The sequence below is a fragment of the Micromonospora sp. WMMD1102 genome, assembly GCF_029626265.1.
Lineage (GTDB): Bacteria > Actinomycetota > Actinomycetes > Mycobacteriales > Micromonosporaceae > Plantactinospora.
On sequence record NZ_JARUBN010000001.1, the window covers coordinates 3026273 to 3047457 of the forward strand.

Annotated in this window: 18 protein-coding genes and 2 pseudogenes; 9 read left to right on the top strand and 11 right to left on the bottom strand. The window is 72.8% G+C overall.

Annotated elements, in window-relative coordinates:
• Positions 1–182: 182 nt before the first annotated feature.
• Complete coding sequence (locus O7626_RS13450) at positions 183–2054, top strand: Xaa-Pro dipeptidyl-peptidase (RefSeq protein WP_278061507.1); 1872 nt, start codon at positions 183–185, stop codon at positions 2052–2054.
• A gap of 143 nt (positions 2055–2197) precedes the next feature.
• On the opposite strand, the gene O7626_RS13455 is transcribed toward O7626_RS13450, so the two are convergent.
• A complete protein-coding gene (locus tag O7626_RS13455) occupies positions 2198–2569 on the bottom strand; it encodes an FKBP-type peptidyl-prolyl cis-trans isomerase (protein ID WP_278061508.1) in 372 nt (123 codons plus the stop codon).
• A 784-nt stretch (positions 2570–3353) separates the two neighbouring features.
• On the opposite strand from O7626_RS13455, the gene erm reads away from it, so the two are divergent.
• The gene (gene erm, locus O7626_RS13460; protein WP_278061509.1) at positions 3354–4142 is read left to right on the top strand and encodes an ErmE/ErmH/ErmO/ErmR family 23S rRNA (adenine(2058)-N(6))-methyltransferase; all 789 of its coding nucleotides are present in this window, start codon (positions 3354–3356) and stop codon (positions 4140–4142) included.
• Between the two features lie 153 nt (positions 4143–4295).
• Here the strand turns inward: erm and O7626_RS13465 are convergent, their stop codons facing one another.
• The gene (locus O7626_RS13465; protein ID WP_278061510.1) at positions 4296–4418 is read right to left on the bottom strand and encodes a hypothetical protein; all 123 of its coding nucleotides are present in this window, start codon (positions 4416–4418) and stop codon (positions 4296–4298) included.
• A gap of 727 nt (positions 4419–5145) precedes the next feature.
• Here O7626_RS13465 and O7626_RS13470 point away from each other — a divergent pair.
• Positions 5146–6324: pseudogene (locus O7626_RS13470) on the top strand (glycoside hydrolase domain-containing protein); the annotation flags it as partial.
• Between the two features lie 43 nt (positions 6325–6367).
• On the opposite strand, the gene O7626_RS13475 reads toward O7626_RS13470, so the two are convergent.
• Entirely contained in the window at positions 6368–7447 is a 1080-nt protein-coding gene (locus O7626_RS13475; protein ID WP_278061511.1) for an NAD-dependent epimerase/dehydratase family protein, read from the bottom strand.
• A 445-nt stretch (positions 7448–7892) separates the two neighbouring features.
• Between O7626_RS13475 and O7626_RS13480 the strand changes: the two genes are divergently transcribed.
• Positions 7893–9590 (top strand): cellulose-binding domain-containing protein, encoded by a 1698-nt coding sequence (locus O7626_RS13480; protein ID WP_278061512.1) that lies wholly within the window; start codon positions 7893–7895, stop codon positions 9588–9590.
• A gap of 71 nt (positions 9591–9661) precedes the next feature.
• Here the strand turns inward: O7626_RS13480 and O7626_RS13485 are convergent, their stop codons facing one another.
• From O7626_RS13485 to O7626_RS13495, 3 genes are all read right to left on the bottom strand, one after another.
• Complete coding sequence (locus O7626_RS13485; protein WP_278061513.1) at positions 9662–10330, bottom strand: YceI family protein; 669 nt, start codon at positions 10328–10330, stop codon at positions 9662–9664.
• Positions 10331–10490: 160 nt separating this feature from the next.
• Positions 10491–11678: a DUF5937 family protein gene (locus tag O7626_RS13490; RefSeq protein WP_278061514.1), complete on the bottom strand. Its 1188-nt coding sequence runs from the start codon at positions 11676–11678 to the stop codon at positions 10491–10493.
• 27 nt (positions 11679–11705) lie between these two features.
• On the bottom strand, positions 11706–12914 hold the full coding sequence (locus tag O7626_RS13495; RefSeq protein WP_278061515.1) for a M20 family metallopeptidase: 1209 nt from the start codon (positions 12912–12914) through the stop codon (positions 11706–11708).
• 179 nt (positions 12915–13093) lie between these two features.
• On the opposite strand from O7626_RS13495, the pseudogene O7626_RS13500 reads away from it, so the two are divergent.
• A pseudogene (locus tag O7626_RS13500) lies at positions 13094–13144 on the top strand (hypothetical protein); the annotation flags it as partial.
• A gap of 230 nt (positions 13145–13374) precedes the next feature.
• Here the strand turns inward: O7626_RS13500 and O7626_RS13505 are convergent.
• Positions 13375–15099: a M28 family metallopeptidase gene (locus tag O7626_RS13505; RefSeq protein ID WP_347404785.1), complete on the bottom strand. Its 1725-nt coding sequence runs from the start codon at positions 15097–15099 to the stop codon at positions 13375–13377.
• A 205-nt stretch (positions 15100–15304) separates the two neighbouring features.
• On the opposite strand from O7626_RS13505, the gene O7626_RS13510 reads away from it, so the two are divergent.
• The 3 genes from O7626_RS13510 to O7626_RS13520 all read left to right on the top strand — a co-directional run bounded on the left by O7626_RS13510 (position 15305) and on the right by O7626_RS13520 (position 17766).
• Positions 15305–16381 carry a hypothetical protein gene (locus tag O7626_RS13510; RefSeq protein ID WP_278061516.1) on the top strand — a complete coding sequence of 359 codons (1077 nt, stop codon included), beginning with the start codon at positions 15305–15307 and terminating at the stop codon, positions 16379–16381.
• Positions 16381–16797, top strand: coding sequence for a hypothetical protein (locus O7626_RS13515; protein ID WP_278061517.1), 417 nt, complete (start codon positions 16381–16383; stop codon positions 16795–16797). Before O7626_RS13510 ends, O7626_RS13515 begins: the two co-directional genes overlap by 1 nt.
• Positions 16798–17295: 498 nt before the next feature.
• On the top strand, positions 17296–17766 hold the full coding sequence (locus tag O7626_RS13520; protein WP_278061518.1) for a MarR family transcriptional regulator: 471 nt from the start codon (positions 17296–17298) through the stop codon (positions 17764–17766).
• Between the two features lie 59 nt (positions 17767–17825).
• On the opposite strand, the gene O7626_RS13525 is transcribed toward O7626_RS13520, so the two are convergent.
• From O7626_RS13525 to O7626_RS13540, 4 genes are all read right to left on the bottom strand, one after another.
• Positions 17826–19001, bottom strand: coding sequence for a DUF6286 domain-containing protein (locus tag O7626_RS13525; protein WP_278061519.1), 1176 nt, complete (start codon positions 18999–19001; stop codon positions 17826–17828).
• A gap of 1 nt (position 19002) precedes the next feature.
• Positions 19003–19632, bottom strand: coding sequence for a hypothetical protein (locus tag O7626_RS13530; RefSeq protein ID WP_278061520.1), 630 nt, complete (start codon positions 19630–19632; stop codon positions 19003–19005).
• A complete protein-coding gene (locus tag O7626_RS13535) occupies positions 19629–20126 on the bottom strand; it encodes an Asp23/Gls24 family envelope stress response protein (protein WP_278061521.1) in 498 nt (165 codons plus the stop codon). The genes O7626_RS13530 and O7626_RS13535 overlap by 4 nt, the downstream gene beginning before the upstream one ends.
• Positions 20127–20252: 126 nt before the next feature.
• On the bottom strand, positions 20253–20441 hold the full coding sequence (locus O7626_RS13540) for a hypothetical protein (protein WP_278061522.1): 189 nt from the start codon (positions 20439–20441) through the stop codon (positions 20253–20255).
• A 147-nt stretch (positions 20442–20588) separates the two neighbouring features.
• Here O7626_RS13540 and O7626_RS13545 point away from each other — a divergent pair, with 147 nt between their 5' ends.
• A complete protein-coding gene (locus O7626_RS13545; protein WP_278061523.1) occupies positions 20589–21185 on the top strand; it encodes an MBL fold metallo-hydrolase in 597 nt (198 codons plus the stop codon).

Consider the following 21185-nt stretch of genomic DNA (forward strand, 5'->3'; position numbering starts at 1 on the left):
CAAACTCTTTCCGTCGAAGCCAGCCGTCCTCGGCCCGCCCGCCCGGCCGTTCCGGCAACCCCGGAACGCGCCACACCGTCCGAATCGGACAGTTTCGTTCGGCGACCGTGACCACCGGTCCGCCGACGGCGTGCGTGGCGCCGGGCGCCAGCCCGCGAGGACCGGCCGAAAGGAGCAAGCGCATGCCAACAGCAGGTCCCGGCAGGATTCTCGGGGCGTACGCGATCGGCCTGGCCCTGGTCGTGGCACCGGTCCCGGCCCACGCCGCCCCGAACACGCCACCACCGGGCATCGTCGTGCAGGACGGCATGACCCAGCCGGTCTTCTCGTTGGCGGACGCGGTCGAGGAGCGGGTCTGGGTGGAGACCCCGCTCGACACCGACCACGACGGTCGACGCGACCGGGTGGTGGCCGACATCTCCCGCCCCCGGGAGACCGCCACCGCCGGCCTGCGGGTGCCGGTGATCTTCGAGCACTCGCCGTACCGGAAGGACACCTGGAACGACGTTCCCTATCCGAGCGTCCTGGTCGACGAGCTACCGCAGAGCAGGTCGGCCGGTGCCTCGGCCCGGCGGGCGGAAGACCCTGGCGTCCTGCGGGCCAAGGTGAACCTGCCCGGCCAGCTCGACGACTACTACGTGCCGCGCGGCTACGCGGTGGTGCTCGGGCAGAGCATCGGTACCGGCGACTCCGACGGCTGCCCGACCACCGGTGACGCGGCCGAGATCCTGGGCACCAAGGCGATCATCGACTGGCTGAACGGGCGGGCCCGGGCGTACGACGCGAGTGGCGCACCGGTGCGGGCCGGCTGGACCACCGGGGCGGTCGGGATGACCGGCGGCTCCTACAACGGGACCCTGCCGAACATGGTGGCGACCACCGGCGTCGAGGGGCTGAAGACGATCGTCCCGATCGCCGCGATCAGCAACTGGTACGACTACTACCGGGCCAACGGCCTGGTGGTGGCACCCGGCGGATACCAGGGCGAGGACGCGGACATCCTCACCATGTACACGGCCGGGCAGGCCCGGTCCGAGGGAAGCTGTGCCGACGAGATCGCCGAGATCACCGAGGAGCAGGACCGGGTCACCGGCGACTACAACCGGTTCTGGCGGGACCGGGACTATCTGCCCGGGGCCGGCAAGGTCCGGGCCAGTGTCTTCGTGGTGCACGGCCTGAACGACTGGAACGTCAAGACCGGGCAGTTCGCCGACTGGTGGGACCAGCTCGACCGGTACGGGGTGCCGCGCAAGCTGTGGCTGCACCAGGGCGGCCACAGCGGACCGGGGAACACCGCCACGGTGACCCTGCCGGACGGGCGGACCTGGACCTACAAGCAGACCGAGAACCGCTGGTTCGACTACTGGTTGTGGGGTGTGGACAACGACGTCATGGCCGAGCCGAGGGCCGTGGTGCAGCGCGAGGACCGGGTCTACGCCAGCTACCGGGACTGGCCGGACCCGGCGACCCGGGAGGTGTCGTTGGGGCTCTCGGCGGACGACCCGAGCGCACCCGGCCGGCTGGTCGGGCACGGTGCGCGGGGCCGGGTCGCGCAGAGCCTGGTCGACTCGGGCCGGACGATCCCGCCGGCCGACCTGGTGGCCGGGCCGGACGCCGGCAACCCGCACCGGCTGGTCTACACCTCCCCGGGGCTGGCCCGGGACGTGCGCATCTCCGGCCGGCCGGAGCTGCGGGTACGCCTCTCCGTCGACAACCGGACGGCCGCCAACCTGACCGGCTACCTGGTCGACTACGGACCGGCCCGATCCACCGAGGCGCCGGTGGTGGTGACCCGGGGCTGGCTGGACCCGCAGAACCGGACCGGCGAGGCACACGGCCGCCCGCTGCGGCCGGGCCGGGCGGCCGACTACCGCTGGGAGATGGAACCGAAGGACTACGTGTTCCGGGCCGGGCGCCGGATCGGCCTGGTGGTCTTCTCCAGTGACCAGGAGTACACGCTGCTGCCGCTGCCCGGCACCCAGCTGACCGTACTGCCGAAGTCGAGCACCCTGACGCTGCCGGTGGTGGGTGGCCGGGGCGCGCTCGGCTTCTGAGGCGCCGGCCGCTGAGAAGACGGGCCCGGGACGACGGAAGCGTCCCGGGCCCGTCGGCCGGGGCGGACGTACCCCGGTCGGTTCGGAGCGGATCTGAAGTCGGAGCAGGTCAAAGGTCGGAGCAGGCCAGAGGTCGGGCCGGGTCAGAACTTGACGTCCACCAGGTCGACCACGAAGACGAGGGTCGCGCCCGGCTTGATCCGGTTGCCGACGCCCTGGTTGCCGTAGCCGAGCTGCGGCGGGATCACCAGCTTGCGCCGGCCGCCGACCCGCATCCCGAGTACGCCCTGGTCCCAACCCTCGATGACCTTGCCGCCACCGACCGGAAAGCTGAACGGCGAACCGCGGTTCCACGACGCGTCGAACTCGTCGCCGGTGTCGAACGAGACCCCGACGTAGTGGACCACGGCCCATTGGCCCGGTTGGACCTCCTGGCCCGTGCCGATCGTAATGTCCTCGATGACAAGGTCGGTCGGCGGCGGACCGTCGACCAGACCCACGGTGGGCTTTTCCATCCGGGTACCTTAACGCCGGCCCCGGACCGTGATCACGTCCACCCGCTGGAGTGTCGTGGCAGGTAGACGACACCACGACCGCGGCGCCCCCGATGATCGCGGATGCGGGCGGAAAACCGGTTGGTCCGGCCCCGGCGCACTGGGCTACGGTGGTCAGATGTCCGGCACCTTCCACGCCCTGATCCGCGGGTCCCTGACCGGGACGTGCACCGCTGACCAGGCGATCCAGCTCCTGCTCCGGCACCGCGTCGGCCACGCCGCCCTGGCTGGCTGAGAGCGACCGAGCCCAGGTCCGACCGCCGAAGCCGCTGACGCGGATGCGGCGGGCTCCGGACCCGTCTCTCCGGCGGCACATCGCGCCGTGACCTCACCCGACCGCCCGACGCAGCCGTCGGCACGGCGCGGCAGGTCAATGTCCGGAAGCCGGTGTGCGCGGTGTGAGCCGCTGACATCTCCGCACGTCCAGGGTCATCCGAGTCCTGATCCATCCGGGACAGGTCGTGGCCGTGGTGCCCGCCTGTCCGCAGACCGGCCCGGAACGCCCGGGCGGGAGGACACGGCTGTGCCGCATCACCGACCGAACCGAGAGCACCATCCGCATCACCGACCGAACCGGGAGAACCGTCCGCATCACCGACCGCACCGGGAAAGCCTTCCGCATCACCAGCCGAACCGGGAGAACCGTCCGGAGGCCCGACGGGGCGACCCGGCCGGCGGTAGCCAGGCATCCCCAGGTAGCCAGCCATCCGCCCGTAGCCAACCCGACCGGGCGGGGGAACCGGCGGTGCGGCGTACCGGGCCGGACCGGGCGCGTCGGGTGCTCGGGCAGAACTTCCTGCGCGACGCGCGGACCATCGCGCAGATCGTCACGGCGGCCCGCCCGGACCCGGACGGGCTGATCCTGGAGGTCGGCGCCGGGCAGGGGGCGCTGACCAGGGAACTGGTCCGGCGCTGCCGGCGGGTTGTCGCGTACGAGATCGACCCGACCCTGCTCGCCCGGCTCGACGAGGAGTTCCGGGCCGAGCCGGGGCTCCGGCTCGTGCCCGGCGACTTCGTCGCGGCCCGGCCGCCCACCGAACCGTTCGCGGTGGTCGGCAACATCCCGTACGCCTCGACAAGCCGGATCGTCGACTGGTGCGTCGACGCCCCCCAACTGACCACCGCGACCCTGGTCACCCAGCTCGAGTACGCCCGCAAGCGCTCCGGCGACTACGGCCGGTGGACGCAGCGGACCGTGCGGACCTGGCCCTGGCTGGACTGGCGGCTGGCCGGCCGGATCCCTCGGGAGCGGTTCCGGCCGATGCCCCGGGTCGACTCCGGGATCCTCCGGCTGGAACGCCGGCCGGTGCAGCTGCTGCCGCCCGGCCAGCTCGCCGACTACCAGCGGTTCGTCGCGCTCGGCTTCAGCGGGGTGGGCGGCTCGCTGCGGGCCTCGCTGCACCGGGGCTATCCGGACCGCCGGGTCGACGCCGCGCTGCGGGCCAACCGGATCTCCGCCGACATCCTGGTCGGGTACGTCTGGCCGGAGCAGTGGATCTCGTTGTTCCAGGCGGTCCACCCGCTGCGGCACTGACCCGGTCCCGGCAGGTCCCGGCTGATCCACTGTTCGACCGCGGGCGTCCCCGACGGGCTCGCCGGGACGACGGCAGGGGACCGGCCGTGAAGGGGACGAGCCGGCCCGGTGCCGTCGGTGGTACGTCCGCCGACGGCACCGGTCCCGGAATGCTCAGTAGGTGATGAAGCCGTACAGGGCCAGGTGGTTGGACCTGGTGCCGGCCACTGTGTGGTCGACGGCCGACGGCTGCACGTCGCGGTGAAGCCGGTACGGCCGGCGTGCGGAAGCGGCCAATGCGGGGCTCCTGTCGGAAGGTGTCTCGGCGGCGACGATCTCTGCGGTGTTGTCGCTCAGTCACGGGTACCGGCGCGGACCGGTGGCGCGACTCTACCGCCCGGCGTCGATGTCTGGTAGGAATTCTTCAAGCATGGCGGTGCTGAGTAAGGATTCCTCCAAGGAGGCTCGGATGAAGCGAACCGTGGCGGGCCTGACCGGTCTCCTCGCCGTGGCCGCCGGCTCGACGATGGCGGTGCTTCCGGCGCGGGCCGGTCTGGCCGACGATCCGGTCGGCGACCCTGGGTCGGAGCGCAGTCGCACGGTGAGCTACCAGGGCTACCGGGTCGAGGTGCCGGCGAGCTGGCCGGTCGTGGACCTGGCCGCCCGGCCGCACGCCTGCGTCCGGTTCGACCGGCCCGCCGTCTACCTCGGACATCCGGGTGACCAGTCCGAATGCCCGTCCCGGCTCGTCGGGCGGACCGCCGGGCTGCTCCTCGAACCGATCGACGCCCACTCGGCCGAGCGCCTACCGGCCGCGACCCTCACCAGTGCCCCCGGCGCGGCGACCGTGCCCGCGCCCCCGTCCCGGGACGACGCGATCCAACTCGCGGTGCGGGACGCGGGTGTGCTCGTCACGGCCGTGCACACCCCGGTGACCGAGGGACTCGTCCGGCGGATCCTCGACACCGCGAGCCTCGGCCCGGAGGCGGTGCCGCTGTCGCCGTCCGCGATCCCGGCGTGGACCCGACCCGCCGCACCGGCCGCCCCGCTGGCCGCGGCCGGCCCACAGCCCGGCACCTTCCTCGGCCGGGGCTTCGACACCTGCACCGCCCCGGCCCAGTCCACCATGAACGCCTGGCGGGCCAGTTCGCCGTACCGGGCGGTCGGGATCTACATCAGCGGGGCCAACCGCTCCTGCGCACAGCCGAACCTCACCGCGAGCTGGGTGACCAACCAGACCACGAACGGCTGGCGGCTGATCCCGATCGAACTCGGCCGGCAGGCACCCTGCTCCACCCGCTACACCCTGCTGATCTCCACCGACCGGGCGACGGCGCGGTCCCAGGGCGCGACCGCCGCGACCGGCGCCGTGAACGCGGCCCAGGCGCTCGGCATCCCGGCCGGCAGCGCCATCTACAACGACATCGAGCACTACCCGTCGAACCCGTCCTGCAGGGCCGCGGTGCTGTCGTACCTCTCCGGCTGGACCGACCGGCTGCACGCGCTCGGCTACCTTGCCGGGATGTACTCCAGCGGCTCGTCCGGCATCGCCGACGTGGCCAGCGCCTACGACGATCCCGCGTACAGCCGGGTGGACCACATCTGGTTCGCCTGGTGGAACGGGGTGGCGGACACCGACGCCGGCCCGTACGCCCCGGCGGCGTACTGGGCGGACTCACAGCGGCTGCACCAGTACGCCGGCGACGTCTACGAGACCTGGGGCGGCGTGCAGATCCGGATCGACCGCAACTACCTCGACGTCTCGGCCGACGGCGGAGGCGACCCGCCGCCGGTGTGGAGCAGCGTCGTCGACAACGGCACCGCCGGCCGGTTCGCCGCCAGCGCCAACTGGGGAACGTCGTCCTACTCCACCCAGCGGTACGGCGCCGACTACCGCTTCGCCGACCCGGTGCTGGCCAGCGACGTCGCCTGGTTCCGGGTGAACGTCCCGGCCACCGCCAGCTACGAGGTCTCGGTCTGGTACCCGGCCGACGCCGGGTACAACGACTCGACCCCGTTCGTCGTCGCCACCACCGGCGGCACCCAGACGGTACGGGTGAACCAGCGGCTCACCGGTGGCCGGTGGGTGTCGCTCGGCGTCTTCCCACTGGCAGCCGGTGACGGCGACCGGGTGGGGGTGAGCCGGTGGACCAGCGGGACCGGTTACGTCGTCGCCGACGCCGTCCGGGTCACCCGGGTCTGAGACCGGAGCGCTCCGCGCTCCCGTCGATGCCGGAGGTGGCGGCTCACGGGCGCTCGCCCACGCCGGTGGCGGCCTCGGCGAACCGGCCGCCGCGCAGTCGGGGCGTCAACGGTGCCGTCGGCATCCCACCGGCGTCCCGCAGGCCGTGCAGGAACTCCTCGATCGCCTCCCGGGCGGTGTGCCGGGGTGTCCAGCCCAGTTCCGTCCTGGCCCGGGTGGTGTCCATGATCGGCACCCGGAGCACCGCGTCGAACAGGTGCGGGGAGGCGGGCACCAGGTGCAGGTGCCAGGCCAGGGCGAGGGCGGCCCGGACCGGGCCGACCGGCAGGCGTACCCGGCGGGCCCGCAGGACCTCGGCGAGCAGCCGCCCGTCGACGACCGGCTCGGCGGCCACGTTGAACGCCCCGCGCACGTCACGTAGCACCGCCAGCCGGTACGCCTCGGCGGCGTCCGTCGAGTGCAGGGCCTGGAACCGCAACCCCGGCAGGTCGGGGAGCACCGGTACGGTCCCGGGCCGCACCAGCCGACCCGGCAGCAGCGGGCCGGTGAAGAGCCGACGCTGCTGGCTCGCCGACTCCCGCTTGAAGATGAAGCCGGGCCGCAGCCGTACCACCCGCATCTGTGGATTGCGCTGCTCGAAGGCGTCGAGCACCCGCTCCAGGTACGCCTTCTCCCTGGTGTATCCGGCGATCGGCCAGCCGTCGGTCGGCCAGTTCTCGTCCACCGGCCGGTCCTTCGGCCCAGGCGAGTACGCCCCGACCGACGAGGCGTAGACCAGCGCCGGCACGCCGGCCCGGGCCGCGGCGGCGAATACCCGCCGCCCGCCGACGGCATTGACCCGCCAGGTGGTCAGCGGTCGGTGCGTGGGCTGGAAGAGCCAGGCGAGGTGTACCACGACGTCGGCGCCGTCGAAGATCTCGACGAGGTCGGCGGAGACGATGTCCGCCTCGGCCCACTCGGTCTTCGGCGCCCGCCATCGGGGCGGGCGCCGGGAAACCCCGACGATGGTGCCGACCGCCGGGTCCTGGCCGAGGGCCTCGACGACACTCGTCCCGACGTTGCCTGTCGCGCCGACCACCACCACCCGCAGGCCCGAGCCGGTGCCACCCTGCGCGGGCGTCACCGGTCGACCCCGCCGGCCCGGTCGACCCCGCCGGCCCGGTCGACCCCGCCGGCCCGGTCGGCCCGATCACCGGCACCCATCCGAACGTCCATGGCGGTAGCCGTTCCCGCCGAACGCACCGGTAAACGCCCACCCCGCTGGTAAAGACCAATGGTTCCGGCGGTTCCGCGGACCTGTTCGGGGGGCTGGAGCGGTCGGCGTTGACAGTCGTAAACTCGCCCTTAACATAGATACCAATCAATCGATGGCGACGTCGGCGCCCCGCCGGGGTCCGCCCGGCCGCTCCGGCGGCCGTGCGGCTTGTGCCCGCCACCGGGTGAGCAGCCCTGGTCCCCGCTGTCCGGCAAGCGTTTGCCGGGGGCCACGTTCTCTGTCGATCAACCCACCATCGTTCGGAGGACCAGCAATGCACTTACATCGTCCCCGGTCCCGGTTGTGGTCAGCCGTGACCGTGGCAGCCGTGGTCGTCGCCAGCGGCGCGGCTGTCACCCTCGCCGGGCCCGCGGCCGCAGCCGCGGGCTGCGGCGTCACCTACACGGTCGGCTCGCAGTGGTCAGGCGGCTTCACCGCGGCGGTCACCGTCACCAACGTCGGTGACCCGGTCAGCTCCTGGACGTTGACCTGGAGCTACGAGGCGGGCCAGCGGGTCACCCAGGCCTGGAACGCCACCGTGACGCAGAGCGGCAGCCAGATCAGCGCCAGGAACGCCAGCTACAACGGCAGCATCGCCACCGGAGCGAGCGTCTCCTTCGGCTTCAACGGATCATGGAACGGCAGCAATCCGGCGCCGACCAGCTTCGCCGTGAACGGCACCACCTGCACCGGAGCTCCGGGCCCCAACCCCACGACCGGACCGACGTCCCAGCCGACGACGCAGCCCACCGCGCCGCCGACCACCGCGCCGCCCGGCAACCCGACCTGGGGCACCGCCGTGCCGCCGGCCGGCGCCCAGCTGAGCCGGGCGTACCAGTTGATCGCGACCGCCAACGAGAAGGGATACCTGCCGAGGTCCGGCGAGTGCTCCGTCGAGATCCACGCCCGTTACTGGACGTACGGCCCCGACGGCAAGGTCTACCCGACCTGGCACCCGACCCGGGACTCCAGTGGCTGCTACTTCGGCCACGAGCACGGTGACGACCCCCGGCCGTCCGACCTGTACAGCACCGTCGGCTGGCCGGCGTTCGGCTACACCAGCGAGGTGATGCTGGACAACATGCCCGAGCACAGTCACCGGCACGAGGACCACGTCGGGCACAAGGTGCTGGCCGTCAACAACACCAACGTGATCCAGGGTGACAACGGCAGCAGCTTCTTCCCGCCGCAGGGCACCACGATCGCGGTCTGTGACACCCTGCTCAAGTTCCACCAGGGCACCCACTCGCCGGACGCGTTCAGCAACAACGTCCACGAGTTGCTCTTCAACCAGCGCTGCACCGCGAGCAACGGTGGCCAGGTCACCGAGGCCCGCTACAGCGCGATGATCCCGCTCGGCCGGGCCGGCGGCTTCAGCCCGAGCGAATGCCCGGGCTTCGGCGGCGCGTTCATCAACGTGGCGCCGCCGGTGCCGGGAGACTCGCCGTCGGACACCCGGTCGCTGGGCCGGCTGATCACCGAGCCGGGCTGTGTGCAGGCGATCCGCGAGGGTCGTACGCACTACGACCCGCTCTATCCGAGCCCGGTGCCGTTCACCGTCTCCGACATGGACGACTTCTGGTTCTCCGACCACTCGGTGACGGGCAGCGGGCTGAACTTCCGGCTCGCACCGCTGTTCTACGTGGTGAACCCGTCGCGCTACTACGATCCGACCAAGCCGAACAGCCTGGGCCGGATCATCGACCTGTGCTACACCAACCTTGCCGGCGGGGACTACTGCAACCAGGCCCGGCAGGCCGGCCAGAACATCCCCTGGGACGACACCCGCTCGCCGTTCAAGGGCACCCTGCGGGAGTTCCGGCCGGGCACCTTCCAGGTGCAGAACAGCGGCTCGACAACGGTCCACACCGACGTGTACGGCCGCAACGCCTCCAGTACGCCGTTCGCCGGCTCGATCCGGCAGTACTTCTCCGGCAACCAGTCGTCGACCATGTACGTCCGTGGTGCCACCCGCGACTGGAACGCCACCGGGGTACACGCCCCGAACTGACCCGACCCACCCACCCGGGTACGGGCCCGCGGCGGATCCCTCCGTCGCGGGTCCGGCCCGTGCCCGGTCGGTCAGGGCTGCCGGACCGCCTCGCCGGCGATCTCGATCCGTACGCTCCTGCCGACCAGTACGCCGCCGCTCTCCAGTGCAACGTTCCAGACCAGCCCGTAGTCCTCCCGCTCGATCTCGGCGGTCGCGCTGAACCCGAAGATGTCCTGGCCGTACGGGTCGCGTCGGGCGCCGCCGAACTCGACCTGGAGGTCGACCGGTCGGGTGACGCCCTTGACGGTCAGCTCTCCGGTCAGGACGAACCGGCCCGACGTCTTCCCGGCCCGCTCCGGCACGGCGACCTCGCCGCGTCGACCGGGGCGCTGGCTGCGCAACCGGGCCCAGTAGAAGATCGACTCGTTCGGGTCGGGCTGCCACCTGATGCCGGTACTGCGGTACTCCAGCGTGGGATGCCGGACCACGTCGAGGAAGTCGGCGCTGCTCAGGTGCGCGTCCCGGTTGGCGCTGCCGGTGCTGATACTGGCCGCCCGGATCGTCGCGGTCACCGAGGAGTCCAGCGGGTCCGGCTCGACGACGATCTGCGCGGTCGCCTCGCCGAACTCGCCGCCTACCGGGCTGACCATCATGTGTCGGGCGACGAAGCCGACCCGCTTGTGCGCGGGATCGAGCAGGTACGTGCCGGGCGCCGGGATCGTCATGCCCTGCCAGGAGCGTGTGGCGGTACCGGTCATGCTGGTGCTTCCCCCCGGAAATGCTGCCGATGTGGTGATCTTGCCGCTCACCGGTTCCACAGAGTAGTCAGAGGGTTGGCGTCTCAGCCCTGACCTGGGGGACGCCCGTGAGTATCGTCACGTTCGGTAGAAGTGGGTCGTCGATGCAGGCCCGGGTGTCTCAGTACTGCAACGCCGTCGCCACCTCCCGGCCGATGCGCTCCACCGCCGCCAGGTCGAGTCCGTAGAGCACGTAGCGGCCGTGTCGTTCGACCCGTACCAGCGCCAGGTCGCGGAGCACCCGCAGGTGCCGGGAGACCTGCGGCCGGGTCATCGACAACCGGTCGGCCAGGTCGGCGGTGGTCATCGACTGCCGGGCGATCAGCCGGCACAGGCGTACCCGGCGCGGGTCGGTGAGCGCCAGCAGGCGGCTGCGGGCCAGGGTGACGCCGACGTCCGGGGCCGCCACCGGGAAGTGCACCACCGGCGGCAGCCCCGGCTCGTTCTTCACCAGCAGATGCGGGGCACCGTACCGGGTCGGCATGAGCAGCACCGGCGTCCGGGACGGGCTGATCACCGCGTGGTGCACCTTGTCGAAGACGACCCGGGCCGGCCCCGACGACGCGGTTACCAGGCGCGCGGTCGACGGACTGAGCCCGACCAGCGCCGCCGCCGGCCCCTCGTCGGCCAGCCGCTGCCGCAGCCGGTGCGCGGCCCTGGCCAGCACGGGCTCGGTCTCGGCCCAGAGGTCGTCGAAGTAGACCCGGCCGCACAGGTCGAGGAAGTCCAGCAGGTCGTCGCGGAGCGCCGCCGGGTCGCGCAGCAGCTCCTCGGCGAGGTCCAGGTGCGGCTCCGGCAGCCGGGACGCGGCCTGTCGCAGCGCGTCGGCCTGCGCCGGGTCGTGCAGTACCCGACCGAAGTCGAAGCCGTGGTAGCCGCTGGCGCAGGTGAACGCGGTGAGTTCGGCGAACCGGCGCAGCGAAAGCCGTCGCAGGCCGGCCACCGGTGCACAGCTGCCGAGCCCGGGGCGACGGACACGGAGCCCCGGGCCGGCCGTCACGCCCGGGCCGGCACTGACTGTCACGCCCGGGCCGGCACCGGCCGTGCTGTCCGGGCCGGTGGTGGTCGGGTCGAGCCCCGGATAGAAGGCCCGCCAGCGCAGGGCCGTCCACAGCGGTGCGAACCGCGAGAGCCCGGCCCGGAAGGCCGGCGGTGCGGTCCGGGAGACGTCGGCCGCCCAGGACGCGTGCTCGGGGTGGTGCAGGTGACCGGTCAGCACGTGCAGGCTCGCGGCCAGCTCCGCCAGCGGTGACACGGCGACGGAAAACCGGTCGGGGCCCACCCCGGCCAGCAGGACCACCACCGCCATGACCGTGAGTGTAGGGTCGGCGACCGGTCAGGGCCGCGTCTCGGCCTGGGCGGCGAACTCCGCCCGTGCCGCCGCCAGCAGCTCGGGTCCGGTGAGCAGCTCGGCGGCCACCCGGGCCAGTCCGGTCGCCGCGACCTGGGTACGGTCGTGCGCGAAGGGTGTGGCGGCGGCCTCGCGCATCGCCGCCGAGTGGCTCGGCGTACCGGTCTCGGCGATCTGGACGTACGGGTGGATGACCGGCAGCAGCAGCGAGAGGTTGCCGATGTCCGAGGAGCCGGCCGGGCTGTCCGGGTCACCGGACTGGATCTCGACCCCGAGGGCGCCTACCGCCGCCCCGAACCGTTCGGCGAGCACGGTGTTGTTGCGGCGCTCGGCGTACGTGGGGCCGGTCTCCCGGACCACCGCCGCGGTTCCGGTGGCGAGCGCGGCGCCCTGGGCGGCGTCCCGGACCCGTTCGACCAGCGCCTCGACGGAGGTCCTCGTGCGGTCCCGGACGTACAGGTCCACCGCGGCGTACGCCGGCACGACGTTCGGGGCCGCCCCGCCGTCCGAGACGATCCCGTGCAGCCGGACCGTTGGCGGCACGAACTGGCGCATCGCGTCGACCGCCTGGAGGAACAGCTGGGCACCGGCGAGTGCGCTGCGGCCCAGCCACGGGGAGATCGAGGCGTGCGCGCTGGTCCCGGCGAAGGCGATCCGCAGGTGTGCGGCGGCCAGGCCGGGGCGGGCGGTCAGCGAACGGTCCCCCGGATGGAACATCAGTGCCACGTCGACGCCGTCGAAGACGCCGGCCTCGGCCAGCCGTACCTTGCCGGCTCCGCCCATCTCCTCGGCCGGAGTCCCGAACACGGCGAGGGTGCCCGGATGGTCGGGCAGCACCCGGACGAGTCCGATCGCCGCCGCTGCGGCACCGGCCGCGATCAGGTTGTGCCCGCAGCCGTGTCCGACGCCGGGCAGCGCGTCGTACTCGGCGAGGATGGCGACGTACGGTCCGGGGCGGCTGCCCTCGTGCACGGCCACGAACGCCGTCGCCATCCCGCCCGGTGGCGTGCGGACCGTGAACCCCGACTCGGCGAGCCATCCGGTCAGCAGCTCGTGGGCGTGGAACTCGCCGAACTTCAGCTCCGGTCGGCGGTGGATGGCGAGGCTCACCGCCTCCATCCGGCCCCGGAGCGCGGCAAGTGCGGTGGCGAGGATCTCCAGTGGCGGCGTGGTGGCGGTGCAGGCGGTGGACATGGCTACTCCCGTCGTACCGGCAGGTCGGGGCGGTGCGCACGCAGGTGGGGCGGCGCCGGCTACGTACCGTCGAGACTGCGGCCGTCCCGGCCGGTTCGGCGGCGGATTGCCGCGGCCGAGGTAACCCTGGCCCGGGATCGCCCGCCGCTCCCGGTGGTCGGTCCACGGTGACCACGTACGTGCACGCCGACCACCACGACCCCGCGAGGATCCTCGACGAGGCGGCGGAGTCGCTCGACTTCCGGCAGCCGGTGGCGGTGATGTTCATGGGCGTGCTCGGCCTGGTGCGGATCACCACGGTGGTGCCCGGACGACTCCGACGCCGAGCACATCGACGCCTACGGCGGCGTGGCCCGCAAGCCCTGAGGCGAGCGGGCCAGCGCCGCCCGGTGCAGCCGCGGGTCGAACCGCCGCGGGTGATCCGCAGGTCGGTTCAGCTACGGGCGGTGCGCAGGTCGGTTCAGCTGCGGGTGATCCGCAGGTCGTCCACTGCCGCCTCGACCAGACTCGCGCCGCCGGCGTCGGCCGCCTCGACCACGATCCGGACGCTCTGGCCGGCGAACGCCGAGACGTCCGCGCTGGCGGTCTGCCAGGCGGCGGCCCGGTTGCTGGCCGCGCCGACCACCTCGAGCAGCGTGCGGGTGCTGCCGCCGACCATTCGCACCCGCAGGTAGTCGGCACTGCTGGCATTGCTGAGGTGCGCCAGGTACCAGGCGAACTCCAACGTCAGCGTGCCGTCGGCCGGCAGGCTGACCGGCGGCGACCCGATGCTCGTCACTCCGCCGTCCACATCGTGCTCACCTGCGGTGCTACCGGCGAGCGGGCCGGTGACCAGGTCGAAGCTGCCGCTGACGGTCGTGCCGAGCTGGGTGGCCACCCCCGAACTGGTGGCCGCCGGATCGGCCCGGCTCCACCGGCCGGCGGTCGCCGTGTCGCTGCCCGCCGGGTCGACGGTCCAGCCGGTCGCCGTCTCGAAGGTGTCCTCGTACACGGTGCTGCCCGGCGGTGCCGGGGTCCCGGCCAGCGTCCAGACGGCGTAGCCGATCGCGTCGGCGTTCCGGTCCAGCGCGGTGTCGTCGATGTTGCCGATGGTGTCGCAGGCCCGGTGGTAACACGGGTCGAAGGCGGTGCCCGCCGTGCCGCCCCAGAGCGCGGCCTGGCTGCTCGACTTGACCCCCTCGGCACCGGTGAAGGTGCCGCCGGCCGGGATCCCCACCCGGATGAACGGCCCGTAGTCGCTGCGGCCGTCGAAGTCGGTGCCCCGGGTCGGCACCCCGATCGAGCTGAAGTACGCCTGGATGGTCTGCTCGATCTGCGCCGAGCCGGCGGGTCCGGGGCCGGAGCCGACACCGTCGGAGTTGTCCCCGTCGTAGACGAAGTAGCCGGCGTTCGGCGAGCCGACCATGTCGAAGTTCAGGTAACCGGCGATCCGGTCCCGGTCGGCGGTCGACAGGCTGTTGACGTAGTACTGCGAGCCGCGCAGTCCCGCCTCCTCCGCGCCCCACCAGGCGAACCGCGGCTGCCTTCGCGGTGCCAGCCCGGTACGGGCGACCGCCAGCGCCACCTCCAGGATCGCCGCCGACCCGGAGGCGTTGTCGTTGATGCCCGGCCCGGCGGCCACGCTGTCCAGGTGCGCCCCGGTCACCAGTACGTCGTCGGGGTCGCCGCCCGGCCAGTCGGCGATCAGGTTGTAGCCGGTGGCGCCGTTGTAGGTGAACGACTGCACCGTGGTGCGGTAGCCGACGGCGTCGAGCTGGCCCCGCACGTAGTTGACCGAGGCGAGGTAGCCGGGGCGGCCGTGTGCGCGGTTGCCGCCGTTGGTCGTCGCGATGGACTGGAACTGGGTCAGATGCGCCCGTACGCCCGCCAGCGGGATGTCCGGCGCGGCGAACGTCCCGGGCGGGAAGTTCTCGGTCGAGCCGGAGGACTGGCGTCCGGCCGGGGCGGGGCGACCGGCTGCCGCCGGGTCGGGTTGTCCGGCCCCGGCCGGGGGCCCCCGGCGGGTACGACCAGGCTGGCGGCGGCGGCCAGCAGGGCGCCGGTGAGCCAGCGGAGCAGACGTCGGTTCACGTGTCCTCCCAGGGTCAGGGATCTGATCCACCCGGGCGTCGCCGGTCGGCGGGCGCGGGGTGCGGTGGCCGCCGGCACCACCCGGTGGGGCGGCCCTCGCATCGACGACCTTCATCCGCGTCCAGCAGCGTGGCGATCGTGTCGCGTGGCGGCAATAGTGCCGGAGCCAAATCCCCGCCTGCCCCGAAATAGGACCACCCACCCCGGGGAGTTTTCAGACACTGCCGTCCAGGCGACAGAACAATATGAACGTCCTTCGATATCTTCGGTGCGGCACTCGAGAGCCGGTCCTGAATTGCCTCGCATCAGATGGGACATCCATGCGACTACGACCATCTCTTCGGACCACCACCGCGACGATCGTCACCCTGGCCGCCACACTGTTGTCGTCGACGCTGACGGTGGCGGGCGCCTCGGCCGCACCCGCCGCCGATCCGGCCGGGGTCAGCTCGGCCAAGGTCATGCTCAGCCCCGAGGCGGCCGCACTGGGCAGCACTCCGGAGGCCGCCCTCGCCCGGTTCTGGACGAAGGAGCGGATCGCCGCGGCCAGGCCGGCCGACAACGGAGTCTCGGTCGCCGAACTCCGCAAGACCGCGCAGAGTTCGGTACTCGGCGAGACAGTCGTGGCCGGACTGCCGCCGCGCGTCGCCGTGACGGGCCGCGCGGGGAAGTCCGACACCGGCCCGACCAAGGCGGCTCGCGGCGACGCGTCCGTCATGGCGGGTGCCACCGGCACCTCCTGGCCGTGGCGGCACGACTTCGTGTCGTTGACCAACGGCAAGGTGCTCTACCAGCACAACGGAGGGCTCTGGCACTGCTCGGGTGTGGTGGTCAGCACCGAGGCCCGGAACACCGTCTTCACCGCCGGGCACTGCGTGCACGGCGGTCCGGGCGGCGGCTGGCAGAACACCAACTGGACCTTCATCCCGGACTACTACTACGGTGACCGTCCGCTCGGCACCTGGGTCGCCCGGGAACTCTGGTCGCTCAACGGCTGGATCAACAACGGCGACCGGGCGTACGACGTCGGGGTGGCGGTGATGCACCTGAACGCGGGGCGCCGGCTCGCCGACGTCACCGGGAGCCAGGGCATCCGGATCAACGGGCCGGCCACCCCGTCGGTGTGGCACTTCGGGTTCCCGCTGAACTCCCCGTACGACGGTGAGGACCTGATCACCTGTGACGGCCCGACGTCGCGCCCCGATGACTTGAAGCTGGCCTGCACCATCCAGGGTGGCGGCAGTGGTGGCGCCTGGTTGGCCGACTTCAACGGCGACTCGGGCTACACGATAAGCGTGAACAGCTACCACGTCGGCAACGACCTGACCCAGATCTACGGGCCGTACTTCGGTGACGGGGTGTCGAACCTCTACGCTGCGGTGCGTAACCTGAGCTGATGCGCTCAGTACGCCGCCGGGTCGCCGCCATGGTCGTGCTCTCGACCGTGGTGGCGGCACCGGCGGCGTGCGCCGGTGCCGACCCGGGCGGCGGGCCGGCCACGCCCCGGCTGGTTCCGGCGCTGAGTCTCGCCCTGGAGCGCGGCCCCCGCCCGGCCGACCGGGAGCTGCGGCTGCGGGTCGGGATGTCGGCGCTGGCCGACGGCATCGACCGGATCGAGCAGCGGCGCGACGGCGAGCAGTTGGGCCTGCTCGTCTGGGTCCGGGAACGCGCCCCCGGCCCGACCGAGGCGGTGCCGAACTCGGCCCGGGTGGCGAGCACGACCGTGCCGCTGGACGCCCCGGTCGGTACCGCCCGGGTGGTCGACCTCGCCAGCCGACCGCCCCGACCTGTCCCGGTGGTCGCGGCCGGCTGACCGCCGCCGCTGCCCGGATGCTGTCGAGCTTCGTTCAGCGGGCCCAGGGCAGTTCCCGGGGTTCCGGGCTGTCCGGGACGGTGGCGGTGCCGCCGACCGGCATGCAGACCAGCGCCTCGGCGGGCTCGCCGCCGGTCCGGAACGGAACTGCCGGACCACCCCGCCGGGCAGGATCGCCGCCTGCCCCGCGCCGACCACCCGGGTCTGGCCGTCCACCGTGACGGCGAACGACCCGGCCACCGGCATCCAGACCTGTTCCCGGTCGACGGCGTGTGCCGGCCCGGCGGTGTCCGGGGCCATCCGGACCCGCCAGGTGGCCAGCTCGGCACTGCCCTGACTGGGTGCGGCGAGCCCGGACATCACGGCGGCGGGGGTTCGGATCGTCCGGCTCTCGCTCTCGGTCACCACGATCATGCAGATCCTCCTGTTGAATAAAGCAGCTTTACTTGCTTGTCGGGCTGAGTAAAGCAACTTGATTCAGGTGTGTCAAGATGAGCTGTGACCGACGACCCGCTGGCCCGCACCGAGCTGACCTTCCTGCTCGGGATGGGCTTCCAACTGGTGCTCGCCGAGTTCGTCCGGCGGGTGGCCGAGGCCGGCTACCCGGACCTGCGCCCGGTGCACGGTCTGGTGTTCCAGGCGCTCCGGGGCGGTGGCGCCACCGGCACCGAGCTGGCGGATCGGCTCGGCGTGACCAAGCAGGCCGCCGGTCAGATCGTCGACGACCTGGAGCGGCGTGGTTACCTGCGTCGCGAGCCGCATCCCGGCGGCGGGCGGCGCCGGCTGGTCGTACTGACCGGGCGCGCCGAGGAACACCTCCAGGTCGCCGGCCGGGTGCTGCACACCCTGGAGGCGGAACTGGCCGCCGGAATCGGTGCCGACCGACTGGCCGAGCTGCGCACCGAGCTGAGTCGGCTGGTCCGGCAGCTGGCCGGCGACTCGCCGCCGCCATTGCGCCCACTCTGGTAGCCGGCCGGCTCCGGCTCTGCTCCAGCACTCGACGCACCTGGACCGCTGCGGTTCAGCGCTCACCTCACCTGGACGGGCTCGGCGGCGTCGATCCGGGCGGTCACGTCCAGCCGACGCGGCGCCAGGCCGGATGTGGTCCGGAACCGCTCTACCGCCGCCGACACGTGGTCCCGGACGGCGGTGAGCCCGGCCCGGGAGTTGAGCCGCAGCTGGATTCGCAGGTCCGGCTGGGGTGCCGTACCGACCAGGGTTACCGAGGCCCGACGCACCTGCGGGTCGCGGGCGAGGTCCCGTTCGAAGCCGCGGGCCAGCCGGGCCCCCTGCACCCTGGTGGTGCCGGGCGATGCCGTGCCGTCCGCCGTGGCCTGCCCGGCGAAGGCCCGCAGGTCGAGGTCGCCCTGCACCGGGTGCCGGCGCACCTGGAGGACCCGGCCCAGCAGGTTCGATCCCAGCCAGGCCAGGAACAGCCCTACCACGCCGAGGATGACCAGCCCCCACGGGTCGATGGCGCGCCAGGTGCGCAGCAGGCCCGACCAGAGCAGCGGCGCCCCGTTGTCGATGCCGGCCAGGGCGCCGAGACTGGCGATCAACCCGACGACCCCGATCGCGGTGAGCGCGATGCCGAGCACCGTCCAGAGCACCCGGATCGCGCCGTCACTCAGGCCGGCCTCCCAGCCCGTCGCACCGGTCCGCCAGCCGGGCAGCGCCGGCAGCTGACGGACCGGCCGGGCGGACATCCGCACGCCGACATGATCGTGCGGCGAAGCGCCGAGCCGTCCCAGTTCGCGCCGGATCGCCGACTCGACCGCCGGGGCGACGTCGGCGTCACCGGCCGCCCGCACCTGGACCCACCAGCCGACACCCCTGCGGCGGACCCGGGCACTCGCCGAGTCGACCCCGGTCACCGCGGTCGCGGCCGCCGCCAGCTGCCGTTCCACCGAGCGCCGTTGCAGGTGCCAGCCGTCGGCCAGCTGGGTGGGCAACCGGTCGGGCTTCCAGCGAACCAACTGTCCGGTCAGGAGCAGCAGTCCGAGTACCCCGGCGGCGACGATCCCGGTCCGCGTCCAGGGATCCGCCAACCGGGTACCGGTCAGCGTGTCGTACCAGGCGGCCCGGTCGACCAGCACCGACTGGCGGCCGAGCGCCACCGTGAGGACTTCCATGATCAGCAGCAGTCCGCCGGCCAGCAGCGCGCAGCCGAGCAGCAGTGTGCCGAGCCGGTTCACCAGGCGCACGTCAGCTCCTTCCGGCCGGGCCGACCGGGACCGGCAGGTCGATGTCGTCGACGACCACCTCCACCGACGACTGCCGGCCGAACTCGGCGAGCACGTCCCGGACCGCCACCCGGATCTCTTCGGCCAGCGGGGCGATCGGCACCGGACCGACCTGGACGTGCACCTCGACCGGGTCGCCGAGCCGGATGCCGACGATCTTGCCGCCGGGGAACAGGGTGGCCACCTCCACGCCGACGCCAGAGGTCAGCCGGGTCACGCCCGGTACGGCGAGTACGGCGTCCCGGAGCCGCCCGGCGATCTCGCCCGGACCGGCTTCCTGAGCAGGTCGGACACCTGTCCGATCGGTCTCCGGCCTCGCCCGCCCGGTACGTGCCGAGGTACGGCGGTTCCCGGTGTCGCGGCTGTTCGTGGCCCGCCCGGACTCTCCGGCGACCCGGGTGCCGCCGGTCTGCGCGGCGGAGCGGTCCGCGCGGCTGTTCGGCGCCTGCCCGGATCCTCTGCCGACCCGGGCACCGGCCCGGGCGGTGGACGGCTTCGCGCGGCCGGGCTCGGTGGCGACCTTCGCGCGGCCGGGCTCGGTGGCGACCCGGCCGTTGCGGCCGCTGCCGCCGCTGGTGGCCCGGCTGCTCATCGTGCCCGCTGCTGGCGGTCGTCGCCGTCCTGGTCGCCCTCGACGTAGACGTCGTCGACGTTGATGTTCACCCCGACGACGTCGAGGCCGGTCATCGCCCGCACCCGGTCCATCACGTTGCGGCGTACCGCGTCGGAGACGTCGACGATGCTCTGGCCGTAGAACGTGACGATGTCCAGGTCGATCGCCGTCTCGCGTTCGCCGACCTGCACCGACACACCCTGCTCGGCGGTCTCGCTGACGCCCGGGACGATGTTCCGGAGCTGCCCGACCCGCCGGGCCAGGCCGGTGCCCATCGAGTGCACGCCGGGGATCTCCCGGGCCGCGAAACCGGCGATCTTGGCCACCACGCCGTCCGCGATGCGGGTCTTACCGGACTCGGTGGTCAACTCGGCCCGGGCCGGTCCGCCGTCCGGCGTCGCCAGCGGACCCGGCATCCCGGTCTTCTGCCGGTTGTCGCCCCTGGTCGCGGTACTGCTGCTGCTCTCAGCCATCGCCTGCCTCCATCTCCTGGCCTGCCCCCATCTCCTGCCGATCCGGCCGATCTGGTCCGGTACGCCGCGCGGCCATCGCTGCACGCCTTCGGGAGGCCCCGGTCGACGCCGTCCGGAAGGCGCCCGTCATCGCCGTCGGGAGGCGCCCGCCCGCTCGGCCAGGCCGGCGACGTCGAGTTCGCCGTCGATCACCCGTGCCGCGAGCCAGCCGGCCAGCCCGGCGAGCACCGCACCCGCCGCCGCTCCGAAGCCGGCGACGGCCCAGACCGCCGCGATGAGGAAACCGGCGATGAAACCGAACTGTTGGCGTGACATGGGTTCCTCCCCGGTCCGGTGCGGCAGGTCGGGAGTGGCTTACACGCTGGGGGAGAAGTCGAACCCCGCCGGACGTACGACATGTGTGATCTGCGTCACTTTCCGTGGATTGATCGTCGTCGGGGGCGTGCCGGGTACCGTGACCCGGTGCGGCTCACCAAGTACACCCACGCCTGTGTACGGCTCGAACACGACGGCCGGGTCCTGGTCGTCGACCCGGGCGTCTGGAGCGAACCGGCCGCACTGCGCGGCGCCGACGCGGTCCTGGTGACGCACGAGCACACCGACCACGTCGACGTACTGCGGCTGGCCGGTCTCGGCGTCCCCGTCTACGCACCGGCCGGGGCGCGGATCCCCGACCTCGACGTGCACCCGGTCGCACCGGGGGAGGAGTTCACCGCCGCCCGCCTGCGGGTACGCGCCTTCGGCGGCCGGCACGCGACCATCTACGGCGGCCAGCCGGACTGCCCGAACCTGGGATATCTGGTCGAGGGGGAGGTCTACCACCCCGGCGACTCGGTGTACCGGCCGGACGTGCCGGTGCGGACCCTGCTGGTGCCGGTCCAGGGGTCGTGGCTGAAGACCGCCGAGGCGATCGACTTCGTCCGGGCCCTCGCACCCGAGCGGGCGTACGGCATCCACGACGCTCAGGTCAACGACAGGGGGTTGCAGAGCGTGCACGGGTGGCTCGCCGAGGAGACCGGCGGTTGCTACCGCTGGCTCACCCCGGGCGAGACGGCCTGA

Excerpts from the sequence above, each read along its gene's own strand:
- O7626_RS13450 (WP_278061507.1), top strand. The coding sequence starts at position 183 with ATGCCAACAGCAGGTCCCGGCAGGATTCTCGGGGCGTACGCGATCGGC.
- O7626_RS13455 (WP_278061508.1), bottom strand. The coding sequence starts at position 2,569 with ATGGAAAAGCCCACCGTGGGTCTGGTCGACGGTCCGCCGCCGACCGAC.
- O7626_RS13485 (WP_278061513.1), bottom strand. The coding sequence starts at position 10,330 with ATGACCGGTACCGCCACACGCTCCTGGCAGGGCATGACGATCCCGGCG.
- O7626_RS13490 (WP_278061514.1), bottom strand. The coding sequence starts at position 11,678 with ATGGCGGTGGTGGTCCTGCTGGCCGGGGTGGGCCCCGACCGGTTTTCC.
- O7626_RS13495 (WP_278061515.1), bottom strand. The coding sequence starts at position 12,914 with ATGTCCACCGCCTGCACCGCCACCACGCCGCCACTGGAGATCCTCGCC.
- O7626_RS13505 (WP_347404785.1), bottom strand. The coding sequence starts at position 15,099 with ATGAAGGTCGTCGATGCGAGGGCCGCCCCACCGGGTGGTGCCGGCGGC.
- O7626_RS13510 (WP_278061516.1), top strand. The coding sequence starts at position 15,305 with ATGCGACTACGACCATCTCTTCGGACCACCACCGCGACGATCGTCACC.
- O7626_RS13515 (WP_278061517.1), top strand. The coding sequence starts at position 16,381 with ATGCGCTCAGTACGCCGCCGGGTCGCCGCCATGGTCGTGCTCTCGACC.
- O7626_RS13530 (WP_278061520.1), bottom strand. The coding sequence starts at position 19,632 with ATGAGCAGCCGGGCCACCAGCGGCGGCAGCGGCCGCAACGGCCGGGTC.
- O7626_RS13535 (WP_278061521.1), bottom strand. The coding sequence starts at position 20,126 with ATGGCTGAGAGCAGCAGCAGTACCGCGACCAGGGGCGACAACCGGCAG.
- O7626_RS13540 (WP_278061522.1), bottom strand. The coding sequence starts at position 20,441 with ATGTCACGCCAACAGTTCGGTTTCATCGCCGGTTTCCTCATCGCGGCG.